General features: G+C 70.0%; 15 protein-coding genes. 3 read left to right on the top strand and 12 right to left on the bottom strand.

The features are described from left to right. Positions 1–76 precede the first annotated feature (76 nt). Together BZY54_RS32885 and BZY54_RS32880 are read right to left on the bottom strand one after the other, a co-directional pair. Positions 77–1,642, bottom strand: a complete 1,566-nt coding sequence (locus tag BZY54_RS32885; RefSeq protein ID WP_086728978.1) for a PLL family lectin — start codon at positions 1,640–1,642, stop codon at positions 77–79. 133 nt (positions 1,643–1,775) lie between these two features. Beyond that, on the bottom strand, positions 1,776–2,843 hold the full coding sequence (locus tag BZY54_RS32880; RefSeq protein WP_086728977.1) for a PLL family lectin: 1,068 nt from the start codon (positions 2,841–2,843) through the stop codon (positions 1,776–1,778). A 284-nt stretch (positions 2,844–3,127) separates the two neighbouring features. Here BZY54_RS32880 and BZY54_RS32875 point away from each other — a divergent pair, with 284 nt between their 5' ends. Next, complete coding sequence (locus tag BZY54_RS32875) at positions 3,128–4,234, top strand: LCP family protein (protein WP_086728976.1); 1,107 nt, start codon at positions 3,128–3,130, stop codon at positions 4,232–4,234. 54 nt (positions 4,235–4,288) lie between these two features. Here BZY54_RS32875 and BZY54_RS32870 read toward each other — a convergent pair whose 3' ends face one another. Further along, positions 4,289–5,467 carry a PLL family lectin gene (locus BZY54_RS32870; RefSeq protein WP_425276339.1) on the bottom strand — a complete coding sequence of 393 codons (1,179 nt, stop codon included), beginning with the start codon at positions 5,465–5,467 and terminating at the stop codon, positions 4,289–4,291. Between the two features lie 76 nt (positions 5,468–5,543). Here BZY54_RS32870 and BZY54_RS32865 point away from each other — a divergent pair, with 76 nt between their 5' ends. After that, positions 5,544–5,915 carry a PIN domain-containing protein gene (locus BZY54_RS32865; protein WP_086728975.1) on the top strand — a complete coding sequence of 124 codons (372 nt, stop codon included), beginning with the start codon at positions 5,544–5,546 and terminating at the stop codon, positions 5,913–5,915. Between the two features lie 27 nt (positions 5,916–5,942). Here BZY54_RS32865 and BZY54_RS32860 read toward each other — a convergent pair whose 3' ends face one another. The 9 genes from BZY54_RS32860 to ngcE form a co-directional block, all read right to left on the bottom strand. Next, positions 5,943–7,463, bottom strand: coding sequence for an amino acid permease (locus BZY54_RS32860; protein WP_086728974.1), 1,521 nt, complete (start codon positions 7,461–7,463; stop codon positions 5,943–5,945). 223 nt (positions 7,464–7,686) lie between these two features. Then, positions 7,687–9,618: a 1-deoxy-D-xylulose-5-phosphate synthase gene (gene dxs / locus BZY54_RS32855; protein WP_086728973.1), complete on the bottom strand. Its 1,932-nt coding sequence runs from the start codon at positions 9,616–9,618 to the stop codon at positions 7,687–7,689. Positions 9,619–9,854: 236 nt separating this feature from the next. After that, positions 9,855–11,147, bottom strand: coding sequence for a sugar ABC transporter permease (locus BZY54_RS32850; RefSeq protein WP_086728972.1), 1,293 nt, complete (start codon positions 11,145–11,147; stop codon positions 9,855–9,857). Further along, complete coding sequence (locus BZY54_RS32845; protein ID WP_167414109.1) at positions 11,144–11,935, bottom strand: ATP-binding cassette domain-containing protein; 792 nt, start codon at positions 11,933–11,935, stop codon at positions 11,144–11,146. Before BZY54_RS32845 ends, BZY54_RS32850 begins: the two co-directional genes overlap by 4 nt. Before the next feature lie 198 nt (positions 11,936–12,133). After that, the gene (locus BZY54_RS32840) at positions 12,134–13,255 is read right to left on the bottom strand and encodes a sugar ABC transporter substrate-binding protein (protein ID WP_086728970.1); all 1,122 of its coding nucleotides are present in this window, start codon (positions 13,253–13,255) and stop codon (positions 12,134–12,136) included. 122 nt (positions 13,256–13,377) lie between these two features. Continuing rightward, entirely contained in the window at positions 13,378–14,589 is a 1,212-nt protein-coding gene (locus BZY54_RS32835; protein WP_086728969.1) for an ROK family transcriptional regulator, read from the bottom strand. Between the two features lie 268 nt (positions 14,590–14,857). After that, entirely contained in the window at positions 14,858–15,781 is a 924-nt protein-coding gene (locus BZY54_RS32830) for a carbohydrate ABC transporter permease (RefSeq protein ID WP_086728968.1), read from the bottom strand. 2 nt (positions 15,782–15,783) lie between these two features. After that, positions 15,784–16,710: a carbohydrate ABC transporter permease gene (locus BZY54_RS32825; RefSeq protein ID WP_086728967.1), complete on the bottom strand. Its 927-nt coding sequence runs from the start codon at positions 16,708–16,710 to the stop codon at positions 15,784–15,786. Between the two features lie 91 nt (positions 16,711–16,801). Beyond that, positions 16,802–18,253, bottom strand: a complete 1,452-nt coding sequence (gene ngcE / locus BZY54_RS32820; RefSeq protein WP_086728966.1) for an N-acetylglucosamine/diacetylchitobiose ABC transporter substrate-binding protein — start codon at positions 18,251–18,253, stop codon at positions 16,802–16,804. 465 nt (positions 18,254–18,718) lie between these two features. Between ngcE and BZY54_RS32815 the strand changes: the two genes are divergently transcribed. Then, a partial coding sequence (locus tag BZY54_RS32815; RefSeq protein ID WP_143668173.1) for a hypothetical protein occupies positions 18,719–18,928 on the top strand: 210 nt, incomplete at its 3' end.

The raw sequence follows: 18,928 nt of genomic DNA, 5'->3' as shown, positions 1-18,928 counted from the left end.
ACAAATTTTCCGTACAACCTTTTGCGAGTTTCACTTTTCGCTATTTTTGCTCACCCTTTGGACAGCTCACGACCGGTCAGACCAGTCGCGGCGCGGTGAGGTCCAGCCCGTCCGGGCCCCGGCGCTCGGCCACCAGCAGCCGTCCGCCCGGAGCTCCGGCCGCGACCGCGAGCAGCCCCCTGCGGCTGAGCGCCGCGGCCGGCGGGCCGTAGGAGGCCATCGCCAGGTCCTGCCACCACACACCCGTGTCGGGGCGCCCCTCGGGGTGGGCGCCCATCGCGCAGCGCCCGTCCGGTCCCTGGCGCAGCAGCACGGTGTACGGCCAGCCGTCCAGCTCCACCCCCGGCACCCCGGTCACCGGGCCCGTCCCGTCGGCCTCGCCGAGCGGGCAGGGCCGGGGCGTGCCGGGAACCCAGACGCAGGCCTCGTTGGTACGCAGGTCCCGGAAGAGGACGGCTCCCGGCTCGGCGGCCGGCGCCAGGGTGCCCGGGCGGGGAACGAACGGCGGCCGCGGATCCTCGGCCCACTGACCGTCCGGACCCGGGTACCAGCGCACCACGCCCGCCTGGTCGCGCATCCGCCCGTACACCTCGACCCCGCCGTACGGGGTGGACACGGCGACGAGTTCGTCGGCGACCCGGGTGCCGCCCAGGTGCCGCCACGGCGTGACCGTGCCGTCGGCGGCCCGGCAGAGGTAGCTGATGCTGTGCCCGAAGTTGCGGGCGAAGACGAAGAGATTGCCCGCGGCGTCGAACGCGGCGGCGGGGAAGCCGACTCCGCGTCCCCGGCGCCAGTCGCCCGCGTTGGGACCGCCCAGCGACTGCCATGGGGTCGGCGGCTCACTGGTGCGGTACTGGGCGGCATGGACTATCTCCACGTCCACGCCGCCGTCGCCCCGGGGGGTCCTGCGCAGGGCGAACAGGTGCGGGAGCCCGGCCGGATCGGGCACCACGAGCAGGCCGGGGGCCAGCCCGCCGCCCTCCACGAGCTCCGGGCCGCTCCACCCGCCGCCCGGCACCCGCTGGAACCGGCGCACCAGGCCCGCGGCCGTGGGCAGGAAGGCGGTCAGGCGTCCGTCGAAGCCCGCCGACAACCAGCTGCCGGACACGGGGTACCGGCGGCCGGCGACGGCGCCGAACTGCGGGTCGGAGCCCGCCCGATGGCAGTCGACGGACACCGGCCGACCGGTTTCGCGCTGGAGGGCCCGGGCGGCGGCGAGCGCCTCGGCGGCGGTCTCGGCGTGGGCGGACGGAACGTCGTACGACGGCATGCCGCTCGCCTGGTCGAAGCCGACGTGGACCGGATCCGGGTCCAGCGTGTGCACCCGGTCCGGCTCGAGGTCCCGCAGCTCGTCGAGAAGGGCGGCGGCCACCTCGGAGCCGTCCGCTCCGAGCACCCTGGCGCCGCCGGCGACCCGGCAACCGCGGTCGGCGGCCGTGGCGAGGGCGTCGTCGAGCGCCGCCCGGTCCCCCTTCGCGCCGGCCCGCAGGCAGACGACGACGACCTCGGCGCCGGAGGGCTGCAGGGCGACGAGCGGCACCGCGTCCCGGGGTTCGGGGACGACCACGGCGACCAGCTCGGCCCCCTCCCCCGCGGAGTCGGCGACAGCGGCTCCCGCACCGCGTACGGACCTGCGAGTCATGCCCTCACTCCCCTCGGCGCGCCGGCGCTTTCCGACGTGGTGCCCGGTGCGGTTCCCGGCTCGGTGCGCGGCTTCGTGCCGAGCGGGGTGCCCGGTCCGGACGCCGGCGCGGTGCGCGAGGCGGCCGGCGCGGTCATATGCGGATCCAGTCGCCGAGCACCAGTCCCGGGGCGTCCGTCTGACGGGACAGGACCAGGTCACCGTCCGGTGTCACGGCCAGTGCGACGACCCGGCCCCGGGCGTCCCGGGCGAGCACGGGATCGCCCACGCAGGCGGTGCCCGCGTCGCTCCACCACACCCCGTTGCGCTCGTCCTCGGCGGGGCAGACGCCCAGCACGGCCCGGCCTTCGGCGTCGCGGTGCGCGAGCACCGTGCACGGGTGTCCGTCCAGGACGGTCGCGAGGGCCGCGTGGCGTCCGTCGCCCGGATCGCCGCCCAGCGGGATCGGCCACTCCCCGGCGCGTACCGCGACGATGCCGCCGTTGTGCATGTCCGTGAGGTACCACGTGACCCGGCCCGGCGAGGTCTCCAGTCCGGTGACAGAGCCGGGCAGCGCGGCCACCGACAGGTCGTGGCCGCGCTCCAGGGCCGCGCCCGGTTTGCGCTGATACCACGTCAGGGCTCCGGTGCGGCCCGGGACGAGGAGTTCCACGTGGCCGGCGGAGGTGGCCACCGCCGCCGGGGTGTCCAGTGCGGCGGTCACCTTCAGGTCCAGCCACGGCTCCCAGCGTCCCTTGGCGTCCTCGCGCCGCAGGACGACACGGCCGTCGGCGGTCGGCGCGAAGACGTACAGGATGCCCGCCGTGTTCACCGCGGCGGCCGGCAGTCCGGTCCGCTCGCTCGGGGACTGCTTGGTCTGCGGGCTGCCGACCGACGTCCACTCGCTCATCGGCCGGCCCGCCTGGTACTGGATCGCGTAGACGAAGTCGACGGCGAGACGGCCGCCGCGGCCCTCGCGCACCCGGCGGCCCAGGAGATGGGCGTAGCGGTTGCCGCCCTGGGCGACGACGAGCCGGGTGACGTCCGGCGCGGGCAGGGCGTCCGGGCCGAGCCAGTCGGGGCCGCCGGGGCCCGCCTCGGTCCAGCGCAGTACGGTCTGGTCGACGAGGGCGTAGACGAGGAGCCGGCCGTCGTGTCCCGGCAGCAGCCAGGGACCTGACCGTACGTCGGAAAACCGGCCCTCGGCCGGGCCGGGGGCCACGCCCCCGCCTCGCTGCTCTCGTCGCCCGTGGTCACGCGCGGTACCGACCCCCATGGTCCTGCTACGCCCTTCCCCGCCCGTGATCCGACATGCTCGCGACCCGCATACTATTTGCTGGCCGGATGTTTACAAATGCGTCGCTTTTCGTACAGGATCAGTCGTCGCTCTGCCTATAGTGCGGTATCGATCGGGCAACACGCGGACCGGCTCTCCCCCCACCCGAGTCCTCACGCCACTCACGCCACCGCCCTTCGGGGCCACGACCGACGAGGACTCGGATCAGGATGAGCCATGTCTCGACCCCTCAGCACAACGACTCCGACACGCCGCCCCGGCGCCACGGCGGTCGAGGACGGGACCGAGGCCGCGCCAAGGGCCGCCACCGGGGCAGGAACATCCTGATCGCCCTGGGCGTGCTCGTCCTGGCCGCCGGCGGCACCGCGTACTGGCTGTACAGCGATCTGAACGGCAACATCAAGGGCGTCGACATCGACAAGGCCATCGGCGACGACCGGCCCCAGAAGCTGCCCACCTCCGGCCAGAACATACTGATCCTGGGCTCCGACTCGCGAGCCGGCGCGAACGCCGCGCTGGACGCCGGCCACGTCTCCGGCGCCCGCTCCGACACCGCGCTGGTGATGCACATACCCGAGGGCCGCACCAAGGCCGTCGGCATCAGCATCCCGCGCGACACCCTGGTCACCCGGCCCGAGTGCACGAAGTCCGACGGTACCAAGGTGCCCTCGGCGAAGCGTGTGATGTTCAACTCCATCTACTCCCAGGTCGGCCCGGCCTGCGTGGTCAAGACCGTGGAGCAGATCTCCGGCGTCCGGATGGACCACTACGTCGAGATAGACTTCGCCGGTTTCAAGGGGCTGGTGGACGCGATCGGCGGCGTGACCGTCACCACCGACCAGGACATCGACGACAAGTCCAGCGGCCTGCACATGCCGGCCGGCACCCACCGGCTCAACGGCACGCAGGCGCTGCAGTTCGTCCGCACCCGGCACGGCATAGGCGACGGCAGCGACCTCGGGCGCATCGGCCTCCAGCAGAAGTTCATGCTGGCCCTGCTGAGCGAGATCAAGAAGCAGGACCTGCTGGGCAGCCCCACCAAGACCTACAAGATCGCCGACAAGCTCACCGCGTCCCTCACCACCGACTCCGACCTCGCCTCGCTCACCAAGCTGGCGGAGTTCGGGCGCAGCTTGAACGGTGTCGATCCCTCGACGATGGAGACGATCATGCTGCCGGTGGCGTACGACAAGATCGACCCCAACCGCGTGGTGGCCGCGGAGCCGCAGGCGTCGGAGCTGTGGAAGGCCATCCGCAGCGACTCCCCGATCCCCGAGTCCGCGAAGAAGTCCCCGGCCAAGGGCGGCAGTTCCTGAGCCGGGGAACACCCCCGGGAAGACGCTGACTCCTGCCCCGTTCCCGGCCCCCGCTCACACCTCCCGCCACGCCTGGAGCGCCGGCCCGGGCTCGTCCTTGCGGGAGGTGAGCAGGAGCCGGCCGGTGGACGGGGACAGCGTCGCCGCGATGAGGAGCCTCGGCGTCCTCCGGAAGCCCGGGCCCCGACTCGGTCCAGGTCCACCAGGCGCCCGCCGACTCCTCCTCGGTGGGACAGGCGGCGAAGGCCACTCGGCCGCCGAGCGAGCGCCGCACCAGCAACCTGCAGTCGCAGCCGTCCAGTTCGCAGCGCGCGGCGACGACCGGGCCGGGGCCGGCGGAGGCGAGCAGGGCGACCGGTTCGCCGCCCGGCCGCCAGGCGCACAGGCCGCCCGAGTCGCCGGTGTGGAACACGGTGGTGCAATTCCGCGAGGTGGCCAGGCGTACAGGGTGCCCGGGCGGACGGCGGCCTTCAGCGCCTCCTCCAGGACCGGCCGGCCGCCGGACTCCCCCTGGCGCCAGTGCAGCAGGCCGCCGGGGACGGCCGCGTACAGCTCCACGCGGCCGGACTCGCCCGTGACGGCCGCCAGGCCGTCCTGGACCTCACGGCCCTTCAGGTCGCACCAGGCCGTCCAGCCGCCCTTCTCCTTCTGGGCCACCATGCTCACGCCGCCGCCCCGGTTCCGGACGAAGAGGTGGGTACGCCCGGCCGTGTCGACCGCGCCGGCGGGGGCGCCGGTGCGGTGGCCCTTGTTGTCCGGATGCCCGACGGGCCTGAAGTCCAGGGCCGAGAGCCGGGGGCGGAACTGGGTGGAGTGCACGAGGCCGGACTCGCCTTTGCCGGTGGGCCGCCCGGAGACCAGGTGCGCGTAGCGGTCGGTGCCCTGCCCGACGGCGAGCGCCGGGTACAGCTTCTGGTCGCCGCCCACCCGCCTGTTGTCCGGATGCCCGACGGGCCTGAAGTCCAGGGCCGAGAGCCGGGGGCGGAACTGGGTGGAGTGCACGAGGCCGGACTCGCCTTTGCCGGTGGGCCGCCAGGAGACCAGGTGCGCGTAGCGGTCGGTGCCCTGCCCGACGGCGAGCGCCGGGTACAGCTTCTGGTCGCCGCCCACCCGCCGTGGCGCGTCCCAGGGACCGTCGGGCCACCGCTCGGCCCGGCACCGTACGGCGTCGTCCGAGGGCAGGTGGACACTGAGCCGGCCGTCGCGGCCGCAGCGGGGCCAGTCGCCGTTCACGCGCTCAACCTAGGCGGGCCGGAGAAAGCCCTCGGCCCGGCCCTGTGCGCTCCGCGCCCCGTGCGACCCTGAATCCATGGACGAGACCCCTGCCCTGCTCGTGATCGTCGACGGTGCGAACGTCGTCGGGTCGGTGCCCGACGGCTGGTGGCGGGACCGCAGGGGGGCCGCGGAGCGCCTGCGGGACCGGCTGGCGGAGCACGGCGTGCCGCAGCTCGCCGACCGGGCCGAGATCGTCCTGGTCGTCGAGGGCGCGGCGCGCGGAGTGAGCACGGTGCCGGGCGTACGCGTCGAGGCCGCCTCCGGCAGCGGCGACGACCGCATCGTCGAACTGGTCGAGCGGGCCGGCGGCCGCCCCGTCCTGGTCGTCACGGCCGACCGGGAACTGCGCCACCGGGTGGGCGAGTTGGGCGCCGAGGTCACCGGACCGCGGTCGGTGCGCGGCTGACCGCCCGGTGACCCCGGGGCCGGACGGTCACGGCGTGCCGGCGTCCGTGCCCGGTGTCCTGGTGGGTGCGGTGGACTCGCGCAGGGCGAGGCGGCTGTGGGTGCGGCCGTAGAAGAAGTACACGACGAAGCCGATCGCCATCCAGATGGCGAACCGCAGCCAGGTCTCGGCGGGCAGGTTCAGCATCAGCCACAGGGAGGCCAGCACCGACAGGATCGGGACGACCGGCACCAGCGGGGTGCGGAAGGCGCGGGGCAGGTCGGGGCGGGTCCTGCGGAGGATGACCACGCTGATCGCGACGACGATGAAGGCGAACAGCGTGCCGATGTTCACCAGCTCCGCCAGCTCGCTGAGGCTGGTGAAACCGGCCACGACGGCGATGACCACGCCGAGCAGGATCGTCGGCCGGTAGGGGGTCCTGAAGCGCGGGTGGGTGTGGGAGAAGAACCGCGGCAGCAGGCCGTCACGGCTCATGGCGAAGAAGACCCGGGCCTGCCCCAGGAGAAGGATCATGCACACCGTGGTCAGGCCCACGGCGGCGCCGAAGCTGATCAGACCGGCGAACCACGGGTGCCCGGTGGCCTTGAAGGCGTCGGCGAGCGGGGCGTCCACGGACAGTGAGCTGTATTTCTGCATGCCGGTGACGACGATCGACACGGCGACGTACAGCGCCGTGCAGATGATGAGCGAGCCGATGATGCCGCGCGGGACGTCGCGCTGCGGGTTGCGGGTCTCCTCGGCCGCGGTGGCCACGACGTCGAAGCCGATGAAGGCGAAGAAGACGACGGACGCGGCGGTGAAGATGCCCATGACGCCGAAATTGGACGGCGCCCAGCCGAACATCAGCTGGATGAGCGGCGCCTTGAGGTTGCCGCCCGCCGGCACCGGCTGCGCCTTGGGGACGAACGGCTCGTAGTTGCCGCTGTGGATGAAGAAGGCACCGGCGATGATCACGACGAGGACGACCGCCACCTTGACGGCGACGACCACGGAGGTGACCCGCGCGGACAGTTTCATCCCGAGGACGAGGATGGCAGTGAGGACCAGGACGAGCAGGGCGGCCAGGATGTCGAAGCCGAAGCCGCTGGCGGCGTCCCGGCCGCTGAGCGCCGCGGGCAGGTGCCAGCCCGCGTTGTCGAGCAGCGAGTGGATGTAACCGGACCAGCCGACGGCGACCACCGCCGTGCCCAGCGCCAGCTCCAGCACCAGGTCCCAGCCGATGATCCAGGCGGGGAACTCGCCGAGGGAGGCGTAGGAGAAGGTGTACGCCGATCCGGCCACGGGGACCGTGGAGGCGAACTCGGCGTAGCAGAGGGCGGCGAGCGCGCAGACGACACCGGCGACGACGAAGGAGAGGGACACTGCGGGGCCGGCGGTGTTCTTGGCGGCCGTGCCGGTGAGGACGAAGATGCCGGTGCCGATGATGACGCCGACGCCGAAGACGGTCAGGTCGAGCGCGGACAGGGATTTTCGCAGCGCGTGCTCGGGTTCCTCGGTGTCCTGGATCGACTGTTCGACGTTCTTCGTCCGGAACAGCGTGTTGCTCACGCGTACCTCCCACGCTTGTCGTCCTCGACATGGCTCGACATGATCGAGAGGGCCGGGGGTGCGTATGCCCCGGCACTGGCAGGTTCACGCACGTGAGCCGGTTCCGCCACCCGTAGGAGGTGACGGAACCGGCTCATTTCGGGATCCATGCGGCATCGGCCGGAGCGGGGCTCCGTGCCCGTGCCGAGGGCCCGGAGCGAGGCTCCGTGCCGTGCCGGAGGCTCTAGTCGCGGGCGGGCTGCACCGCCGAGTCCACCTCGGCGGCCGTGCGCTCGAACCGGCCGTCGAGCCGGGAGACGAGGCCGGTGACCTGGCGGGCGATGTCGGGCGCGGTCAGGCCGATCTCCGCCATCACCTCGGCACGCGAGGCGTGGTCGAGGAAGCGCGGCGGGATGCCGAAGTCACGCAGCGGAACGTCGACACCCGCGTCCCGCAGCGCCTGGGCGATCGTGGAGCCGACCCCGCCCACGCGGGAGTTGTCCTCGACGGTGACGACCACGCGGTGCCGTTCGGCGAGCGGGGCCATGGCCTCGTCGACGGGCTTGACCCAGCGGGGGTCGACGACGGTGGTGGAGATGCCCTGCTTGTCCAGGAGTGTGGCGATCTCCAGGCACATCGGGGCGAGCGCCCCGACGGAGACCAGCAGGACGTCCGGGGTGTCGGTGCCCGGCTCGCGCAGGACGTCCATGCCGCCGACGCGGCCCACGGCGGGCACGGCGGGGCCGACGGCGCCCTTGGAGAAGCGGACCACGGTCGGCGCGTCGTCGACCTGGACGGCCTCGCGCAGCTGGGCGCGGACCTGGTCGGCGTCCCGCGGGGCGGCCAGACGCAGGCCGGGGACGACCTGGAGGATGGACATGTCCCACATGCCGTTGTGGGAGGCGCCGTCGGTGCCGGTGACGCCGGCCCGGTCCAGGACGAAGGTGACCCCGCACTTGTGCAGCGCCACGTCCATCAGGACCTGGTCGAAGGCGCGGTTGAGGAAGGTGGCGTAGACGGCGAAGACGGGGTGGAGTCCACCGTGGGCGAGGCCGGCCGCGGAGACCGCGCCGTGCTGCTCGGCGATGCCGACGTCGTAGACCCGGTCGGGGAATGCCTTGGCGAACTTGTCCAGGCCCACCGGCTGGAGCATGGCCGCGGTGATCGCGACGACGTCCTTGCGCTCCTTGCCGAGCCTGACCATCTCGTCGCCGAAGACGGACGTCCAGTCGGCGCCGGAGGTGGCGATCGGCAGGCCCGTGTCGGGGTGGATCTTGCCGACGGCGTGGAAGCGGTCGGCCTCGTCCTGGAGGGCGGGCTGGTAGCCGCGGCCCTTCTCGGTGAGGCAGTGCACGATGACCGGGCCGCCGAAGCGCTTGGCGCGGGTGAGCGCCGACTCCAGGGCCTCGATGTCGTGGCCGTCGATCGGGCCGACGTACTTCAGGCCCAGGTCCTCGAACATGCCCTGCGGGGCGATGAAGTCCTTCAGGCCCTTCTTGGCGCCGTGCAGAGTCTCGTACAGGGGCCTGCCGACGACCGGGGTGCGCTCCAGCACCTCCCGGGTGCGGGCGAGGAAGCGCTCGTAGCCGTCGGTGGTGCGCAGGGTCGCGAGGTGGTTGGCGAGGCCGCCGATGGTCGGCGCGTAGGAGCGCTCGTTGTCGTTGACGACGATGACGAGCGGGCGGTCCTTGGCGGCCGCGATGTTGTTGAGCGCCTCCCAGGCCATGCCGCCGGTCAGCGCGCCGTCGCCGATGACCGCGACGACGTGGCTGTCGCGCTCGAGGATCTGGTTGGCCTTGGCGATGCCGTCGGCCCAGCCGAGGACGGTGGAGGCGTGGCTGTTCTCGATGACGTCGTGCTCGGACTCCGCCTGGGAGGGGTAGCCGGACAGGCCGCCCTTCATCTTCAGCCTCGAGAAGTCCTGCCGGCCGGTGAGCAGCTTGTGCACGTAGGACTGGTGGCCGGTGTCCCACAGCACCTTGTCCTTCGGCGAGTGGAAGACACGGTGCAGGGCGATGGTCAGCTCCACCACACCGAGGTTGGGGCCGAGGTGGCCGCCGGTCTTGGAGACCGCTTCGACGAGAAAGGTCCGGATCTCCTCTGCCAGCTGATCCAGCTCCTCCAGGCTGAGCCGGTCCAGATCGCGCGGTCCCGTGATGCGGGTCAGCAGCGGCACCCGTGCCTCCTTGCAGTAGAGCTGATCGAGCTTTCGCCGGGCTCGACGAGTCTAATGTTCCGCCTGAGCGGCCGGTGCCCGGGCGGTGGGTCGTAGCCCGAACGGCTGTACCCCGGGGGAACACCCGGGGCACAACTGTGCCCGGCACCGCCGTCGATGCCGGGCACAGCCCTGTGGTCGGCCGGTCGGCCGGTCGGATGTCCGGCCGGCCGGGCCAGTCGGCCGGTCGGCCGCGGTCAGGCGCGGCCGGCCGTCTTCTGCGTCTTGCGGGTGATCGAGTCGATGACGACCGTGGCGAGGAGCACCCCACCGGTGATCATGTACTGGATCGGGGTGGCGATGCCCTGGAGGGCAAGGCCGTACTGGATCGACGTGATCACGAGGACACCGAGCAGCGCGTTCCAGGTGCGGCCCCGGCCACCGAAGAGGCTGGTGCCGCCGATGACGGCCGCAGCGATGACGTTCATCAGCAGGTCGCCGGAGCCGGCGCTCTGGTTGGCGGCCGCGATCTTGGAGGCCCAGAACAGACCGCCGACCGAGGCGAAGCAGCCCGCGATGGCGAAGACCGAGACCCGCACCGCGGTGACGTTGATGCCGGCGCGGCGGGAGGCCTCGACGCTGCCACCGAGCGCGAAGACCTTGCGGCCGTACGCGGTGCGGCGCAGCACGAAGTCACTGCCGACCAGGACGATCGCGAAGAGCAGCACCGCCAGCGGCAGGCCCTTGTACTGGTTGAACATGATCGCGACGGCGAACGCGGCGACCGCGAGCAGCACGGTGCGCAGCACGATGTCGCTGAGCGGGCGGGACGGGATGCCCGCGGCGGCGCGGCGGCGGTTGCCGAGGAAGGCCGACAGGAAGTATCCAGCGACCGCGACGACGGCCAGGAGGTAGGCGGCGGCCACGTCCGAGAAGTAGTACGTGGTGAGCTTGCCGACCACGCCCTCGCCGTCGATGTTGATCGTGCCGTTCGACCCCAGGATCTGGAGCATGAAGCCGTTCCAGAAGAGCAGACCGGCCAGGGTCACCGCGAAAGCGGGAGCGCCGATGCGGGCGAAGAAGAAGCCGTGCAGGGCACCGATGACCGCGCCGGCCGCGAGGGCGGCGAGCACGGCGAGCCACTCGTTGATGCCGTGGGTGACGCTCATCACGGCAGTGATCGCCGACGACACACCGGAGACGGAACCGACGGAGAGGTCGATCTCTCCGAGCAGCAGCACGAAGATGATGCCCACCGACATCATGCCCGTCGCCACCATGGCGACGAAGATGTTGTTGAGGTTCTCCGCGCCGAGGAAGGCCGAGTTGAGGCTCTGGAAGATCGCGCAGATGATGATGAGGCCGACCACGACCGGCATGGCGCCGAGGTCGCCGGCGCGCATCTTGCGCTTGAACTCGACGACGTACCCCGCGAAACCCTGCTCGCGCACGAGGAGGCGGGGGTCGACGGCGGGGGCGGCGTCGGCCGCGGCGGCGGGCGCGTCCACGGTTCCCTCGACGGACGCGGCCTGGGACTTGTCGATGCTCACTTCCGAGCCTCCGCGTTGGTGCGCGCCGCACGACGGGTCACGGCGTTGTCCGTGGCGCCGGTGATGGCAGAGATGATCTCCTCCTGCGAGGTGGTCCTGACCTCGAAGACGCCGTTGTTCCGGCCGAGGCGGAGCACGGCAACCTTGTCGGCGACGGCCTTGACGTCGGCCATGTTGTGGCTGATGAGGATGACCGCGAGGCCGCGCTCACGCAGCCGCTCGACGAGGTCGAGGACCTGGGCGGTCTGCTCGACACCGAGGGCGGCCGTCGGCTCGTCCAGGATGACGAGCTTGGGCTCGCCGAGCATGGAACGGGCGATGGCCACGACCTGACGCTGACCGCCGGAGAGCGACGCGATCGGGATGCGCACGCTGGGGATGCGGATGGACAGGGTCTGGAGCAGCTCGCGCGAGCGGCGCTCCATCTCGACCTCGTCCAGGACACCGCGGCGCTTGATCTCACGACCGAGGTACAGGTTGCCGACGACGTCGATGTTGTCGCACAGGGCGAGGTCCTGGTAGACCGTCGCGATGCCCAGGTTCTGGGCGTCGTGCGGCCGGTTGACCGTGACGGGGCTACCCTCCCACTCGATGACACCGTCATCGATGGGATGCACGCCCGCGATCGTCTTGACAAGGGTGGACTTGCCGGCGCCGTTGTCGCCGACGAGGGCGACCACCTCTCCGGCGTGGACCTCAAGCTCTACGTCGGTGAGCGCCTGGACGGCACCGAATCGCTTGGAGACCCCGCGCAACGCCAGCACGGGCGTAGCGGACACGTGAACCATCTCCTTCGCCGCCTGAGCCTGACCCCGGCGGGAGGTTGAACATAAGAGTGAGGGGTGCGTTCCGTCCGGCGCCCCGCCGTTGTGCTGCGGGGCTGTCGGCGGCGGGGCGCCGGACGTGCTGACACGGGTCGTGCGAACGGTGGGCGCATCTCCCGTGCAGGCCTATAGGGCCGCCGCGGGGGCGACCCCCCGCGGGTGTTACTTCAGGCCGATCTTGTCGCAGGCGGCCTTGTACTTGGCCGTGCAGATGTCGCCGAGCGTGTAGTAGCCCTGCTTGATCACCGTGTCCTGGATATTGTCCTTCGTCAGCGAGACGACCGGGACGATGACCGCCGGGATGCCCTTCTCGGTGCCGCTGTCGACGGTGCTGGCGCCGAGCGAGCTGTCGACCTTGCCGGTCTTGGCGATGGAGACGGCCATCTTGGCGACGGTCTCGGCCTCCTGCGGGTACGACTTGAAGACGCTCATGTACTGCTCGCCCGCCACGATGCGCTGCACGCCCGCGAGTTCGGCGTCCTGGCCGGTGACCGGGGGAAGCTTCTTCAGGCCCGCGCTCTTGAGCGCGGTGATGATGCCGCCCGCCATGCCGTCGTTCGCGGAGTAGACGCCGACGATCTTGTCCTTGCCAAGGGCGGAGATGGCGCCCTCCATGTTGGCGTTGGCGTTCTCCGGCTTCCACTCCTTGGTGTCGTACTCCTTGCCGACGTTCACCTTGCCGTCGAGCACCTCGTGGGCGCCCTTCTTGAACTGCGCGGCGTTCGGGTCGGTCACGGAGCCGTTCATCATGACGATCTTGCCGGACTTGGCCTTGGAGCCCAGGGCCTTCAGCAGGGCCTGACCCTGCGTCTTGCCGACCTCCTCGTTGTCGAACGACGTGTAGGCGGAGATCGGGCCCTCGGCAAGGCGGTCGTACGCAACGACCGGGATGCCGGCGTCCTTGGCCTTCTTGACACCCTGGGCGACGGCCTTGTAGTCGACCGCGTCAAGGATCAGCACGTCGACCTTCTTGGTGATCATCGTGTCGATCTGCTGCGACTGGAGGGTCGCGTCCTGCTTGGCGTTGAGGTACTCGACCTTGCCCTTGCCGTTCGTCAGCTTCGAGATCTGCTGTTCGATGATCGGCTTGTCGAACTTCTCGTAGCGGGCCGTCTGGTTCTCCGGCAGGAGCAGACCGACAGTGAGGGCGTCACCCTTGCTGGCGCTCGGTTTCCCGGTGTCGCCCTTGCTGCTGGACTCCTTGGCGCTGCCACAGGCGGCGAGCGAGACGGCCATGGCACCAGCAGCAACGGCGAAGGCCGCACGACGCATACGCGTGTTCACTTCTTCAAACCTCCCTGACGAGGCCGCGTCGTTGCGGCCGAGGTGGCTGGAAGTCAACTCGGCCACGCGTGCGACGTCAAGAAGTAAATCCTTAACGAGATGGCAACGGTGCCATCCGTTCTCTAAGTGAAGGCAGGGGTGGCCATGGACAGCGAACCGGACACACTCCCATCCAAAAGGGTGGAATCGCCCATCTCGCTGAGCGCCAGGGCGAGCGCCCCCAGCACCTCCGCACGGCCGCCAAGTGCCCCCGGAAGAATGGAGAGTTGACGCGCGGCGCTGGGGATGGCGTACCGCCCGACGGACTCCCTGATCGGCCCGAGAACCAGCTCGCCGGCCTCCGCGAGATCACCGCCGAGGACCACCCGGCTCGGGTTGAGCAGATTGCAGAGATTGGCCACCCCACTGCCGACGTGACGGCCGACGTCGGCGATCACGCGACGGCACCCCGGGTCGCCGTCCCGCGCCAGCCGTACGACGCCCTCCATGGTCAGGTCGATCCCATGACTGGGCTGGAGCAGCGGGAGGACGTACCGAGCGGCGGTGAAGGTCTCCAGGCAGCCCCGGTTTCCGCAGCGGCAGACCGGGCCGGATTCGTCCAGAGTAATATGCCCGATTTCGCCCGCTGTGCCGCCGGGGCCGCGGTAGATCTTCCCGTTGATGACCAGACCGGCGCCGACGCCGCTGGCGATCTTGATGTAGGCCAGGTCGCGCACCCCGCGCCCGCTGCCCCACACCAGTTCGCCCAGGGCACCGAGGTTGGCGTCGTTGTCCACGTGCACCGGCACGCCGAGCCGCCCCCGCAGCTCCTCGGCGGGCTTGATGCCACCCCAGCCGGGCAGGATCGCCGTGGAGCCCAGTGTGCCGGACTCCACGTCGATCGGACCGGGCACGCCCAGCCCCACGCCGGCGATCTTGGACCGGTCGACCCCAGTGGCCGCGATCAGGCGGTTGACCAGCTCTTCCGCCCGGTCGAAGCCCTGCACCCAGGAGGCGTCCACGTCCAGCGGCTCGGACTCCTCGGCGAGCACCTGGTGGGCGAGATTCCCGATCGCGACCCGCAAATGCGCGTGCCCGAAGTCGACGCCGATCACGATGCCGGCATCCCCGCTCAGGGACACGCTGCGGGCCCGGCGCCCGCCCGCGGACGTGGGTGTGACCTGGACCGTTCCGCCGTCCTTCAGCTCACGCACGATGTTGGAGACGGTCGCCGCGGACAGACCCGTGGTCCGCGCGATCTCCGCCTGCGTGAGGGATCCGGCAAGACGCACGGCACGTACGACCCGCTCCAGGTTGGCTCGGTGCAGCGATGACTGCGACCCTGGAGTCTCCACGACGACCTCCTGAGCGCGGGGCCGCTCCGGTGAGGCCCCGTCTATCCAACAAGTGAACTCTAAGATGAGCCGTTCGGGTTGCCTCCCGTCAAGAGGTTGAACCGTTTCCGGGTCCTTGGACACACCTATGGAGGCGTGCCGCGGCGCCGCGCAGCGGCCCGCCGGGCGTCGCGGCAGGGCATGCCGAAGCCGCCCCCGGTGGCCGGGGGCGGCTTTCGCCGTGGAAGGGCGCGAGCGGGCGCTGACGGGCCCGTGAGAGCCCTGGCGGCTACTTCAGGGCGCCCGCCGTCAGGCCCTGCACCACCTGGCGCTGGAAGATGATGTACGCCGCCAGGACCGGCAGCATCGCCATCACCAGACCCGCGAAGAGGCCGGACCAGTCGCCCTTGTAGCCCTGGCTGACGGCCAGCTGGACCAGGCCCTGGGTGAGCACGTGCTTGTCCGGGTCGGTGTTGAGCACCGTCGGCAGCATGTACTGGTTCCACTGCCCCAGGAAGTTGAAGATCCCCACGCTGATCAGGCCGGGCTTGGCCATCGGCAGCATGATCTGGAAGAACGTCCGGGTGTGCGAGGCGCCGTCCACGAAGGCGGCCTCCGCCACCGAGGCCGGCAGGGTCCGGAAGAACGCCGTCAGGAAGAACACCGTGAAGGGCAGCGAGTAGGCGATGTAGACCAGGATCAGCCCGTGGATGGTGTTCAGCAGCCCCATGTTGTTCACGACGTAGAACAACGGCACCAGCGCCAGCATGATCGGGAAGCTCATGCCGCCGATGAAGAGGTAGTAGATGAACCGGTTGCCCGGGAAGTCGAACCGGGCCAGCACGTACGCCGCCATCGAGCCGAGCACCAGGGTCCCGATGAGCGAACCGCCCACCACCAGAACGGTGTTGAGGAAGTAGTCGCTCATGTGGGCGTCGCTCCACGCGCGCGCCCAGTTGTCGAAGTGCAGCTTGTCGGGCAGCGCCCAGGGCGAGCCGAAGATGGCGCCGTCGGTCTTGAAGGACGTCATCACCGCCCACGCCAGCGGCATGACGACCATGATCGCCCAGATGATCAGGACGCCGTGCGAGAAGACGTTGAGGACACCGCCCTCCTTCTTCTGGCGGGTGTCCTTGCCGGCCGGTGCGCCGACCTTGGCGACGGTGGCGCCGGACTCGGCCGGAACGGGGGCGGGGGTCTCGGTCGTTTTCATGATCAGAACTCCAGCCGCTCGCGCCGGCCCAGCCGCATCACGATCGCCGCGAAGGCCAGCGTGACGACCAGCAGGGCGACGCCGATCGTGGTGGCGTAGGCGGCCTGCCCGTCACGGAACGCCTTCTGGTACACGTACAGGACCATGACGGTGGTCGAGTAGTCGGGGCCGCCCGGTCCGGTCGTCATGATCTGTACGACCGCGAACGACTCCGCGCCGAGGGCGAGGATGCCCATGTAGACCCAGCCGGACTGCACGGTGTCCCACAGCAGCGGCAGGGTGATCCGGAAGAAGGTGGTGAACCGGCTCGCGCCGTCGAGCAGCGCGGCCTCGTACAGATCCGCCGGGATGGAGGCCATACCGGCGGAGAAGAGGACCACGAAGAAGCCGACCGTCGACCATACCAGCACGGCCATCACGCACCACAGGGCGAGGTTCGGGTCGCCCAGCCACAGCGGCTGGACGCTGTCGAGCCCGATCGCGCTCAGCACGGAGTTGATCGCGCCGCTGTCCGGGTTGTACGCGAACGCGAACAGAATGGCGACGATGGCGATCGACAGCACCTGCGGGAAGAAGTAGACGATCTTGTAGAACGAGGAGCCGCGGACGCCGGTGATGACCGGTCCGCCTTTCCTGCGCCGTCCGCCGACGTTGATCATGAAGGAGAAGAACAGCGCCAGACCGATCGTCACCACCGGCAGCACCAGGGCGAACAGCAGACTGTGCTCCAACGACTTCCAGAAGATCTCGTCGTCGAACATCCTCTTGTAGTTGTCGAAGCCGACCATCTTGAAGTCGGGACTCAGGCCCGTCCAGTCCGTGAACGAGTAGTAGATGGACTGGATGAACGGCCAGACGACGAAGAGCGCGTACAGCCCCAGGGGCACCACCAGGAACCCCACGATGAACCGGTACTTGCCGTGCTGCATTGCTAGCGACCCCGATCTGAAGGGCGGACGGTGCCGCCGGGGCCCGTGCGGCGGCCGGGCCGGCCGCCGCACGGGCCCCGGTGACGAACCCTCACTGATGCTTGTAGTGCTTGATCGACGTGTCCTTGGCAGCCTCGTCGGCGAAGCCCTGGATCTTCTTGATGGCCTCCGCCGGGGTGAGACGCCCGGCCATCATCTCGCCGAGACCACCCACACCGATCTTCTCCTTCTGCAGCTGCACGTACCAGTCCTGCAGACGGGGGTTCACCACGTTGGAGCCGGCCTTCTCCAGCGCCGCGACGCCGGACTTGAGGCCCGGGGTCAGCTCGATGCCGGTGGTGCCGCCGTTGTACGCGGTCAGCGACTTCACCTTGGAGGTGAAGTTCTTGGAGGACGCCTCGCTGAGCATGATGCGCAGCTGCTCCATGCCGCCCGCGGCGTTCGCGGCCTTGGCGGGGACGATGAAGGGCTCGCCGCCGGAGGCCCAGATGGTGCCGAACGGCATCTTGTCGGAGCTGTCGATGCCGCTGGGCGCGGAGACCGCGAGGTTGAAGTCCGCCGGGATCACGTTCGCGGACTCGTTCTCGACCCAGGAGCCGTTCGGGATGAACAGCGCCTTGCCCTTGGCCCAGGCGGTCTGCGACTGGATGTGGTCCAGGCCGGGGGTGCCCTTGAGGATGTAGCCCTTCTTGAAGAGCTCGTAGTAGGCCTCGAAACAGGCCTTGACCGCCGGGTGCTTCCAGGCGTTCGGCTCCAGGTTGTCGATGGCGTCCAGGACCTCGCGGCCACCGACCTTCGCGATCATCGGGTACAGCGAGAAGGGGATGTAGTACGGGTACTTGCCGGCGTAGGTCCAGCCGGCGATGCCCTTCTTCTTGGCCTTCTCGCAGACCTTGAGCATCTCGTCCCAGGTCTCGGGGTACTTCTCGTCGAGCGAGTCCAGGGCCTTCTGCGAGTACCACACGCCGTAGACCGTGTAGGCGTAGTAGAGGATCCAGACCGGCTTGCCGTCGAACTGGCCCATCTCCACGATGCCCGGCCGCAGCGTGTCGCGGACCTTCTTGTTCGGGTCGTCGTACGACGGCGCGTCCAGCAGCGGGGTGAGGTCGGAGAGCTGGTTCTTGCCGACGAGGACGCCCATGTCCATCTGCTCGGCGCCGGAGTTGTCGATGAGGTCCGGCGGGTTGCCCTGGTTGAACCGGGGCTGGAGCGTGGACTGGATCTTCTGCGTGGCGCTGAACTTCACCGTGGCCTTGGGGAAGTCCTTCTGGTAGATCTTGGTGGCGTCCTGTGCGTACTCCTTGCCGAAGCCGCCGTCGAAGAGGACGAATTCCATCTTGGCGGTCTCGTTGACCGCCAGCGGATTCTTCGCGGTCTTCTTGCCCGCCTTGGCCTTGCCCTGGCCGTCGCCACCGCCGCCGCCACTGGCGCACGCGGACAGGAAGCTCATCGCAGGTACGGAGATCAGGCCGAGGGCCGCGGACCGCTTGATCAGGTCGCGGCGGCCGACGCCTCCGTGGTTCTCGGCGGAAGTGGATCCCATGCGCAAGTCCTCGCCTTCTCCAGGACTCAGGCGGTGAACCGGATCCTCCCCGGCACCGCGTAAGGCCAAGCTGGGTCGTGCAGAAAGTACTTCGTGCGTCATCTACCGGGATCGCTGGGAAAACAAGGAGGCCGACGCGTTTCGCACGTCAAACCACCTTTCCGGCTCCCCCCGGGTCCGTCTTCCGATCGGTCGAACGGCTTCGTGGACGCCGACAGGTATAGTCCACTTCAGGCTGGCGGAGCAAGATCGAACGCAAGGTTCCCTGTCGGTCTTATCCGAGTTGAGACCTCGCGGAAATATGAGCCACCTGTGGCGTCCTTGAGGGAAATATCCCGGACTTCACGCCCGAATGCCACACCCAACGCCCTTGACACCACTGGTCACTTGACTCCCTACTGGACCTTGCGCCGAATTTGACAACGTTGTCCGGCGCTTTGTGAGAACCAGGGAGGGTGCCCTCGTATGCAACGCAGAGCACGGCACAGATGGACGCCGGCGGTCGTCTTCGCGGCCGCCTTCGTCATGGCCGCGGGTTCCCAGGGGGCGGCGGTCGCCCTGCCGGGCGGCGGGACCTCGACCGCCGGGACCGAGTTCACGTCCTCGTTCGAGGCCGGCGACCCGGCGCCGGACTGGCTGAACACGGTCGACACCGCGCCGGACGGCAGCAAGCGC

The organism is Streptomyces carpinensis, assembly GCF_002154505.1.
GTDB lineage: Bacteria > Actinomycetota > Actinomycetes > Streptomycetales > Streptomycetaceae > Streptomyces > Streptomyces carpinensis.
This window is presented reverse-complemented; position numbering and strand designations above follow the sequence as displayed.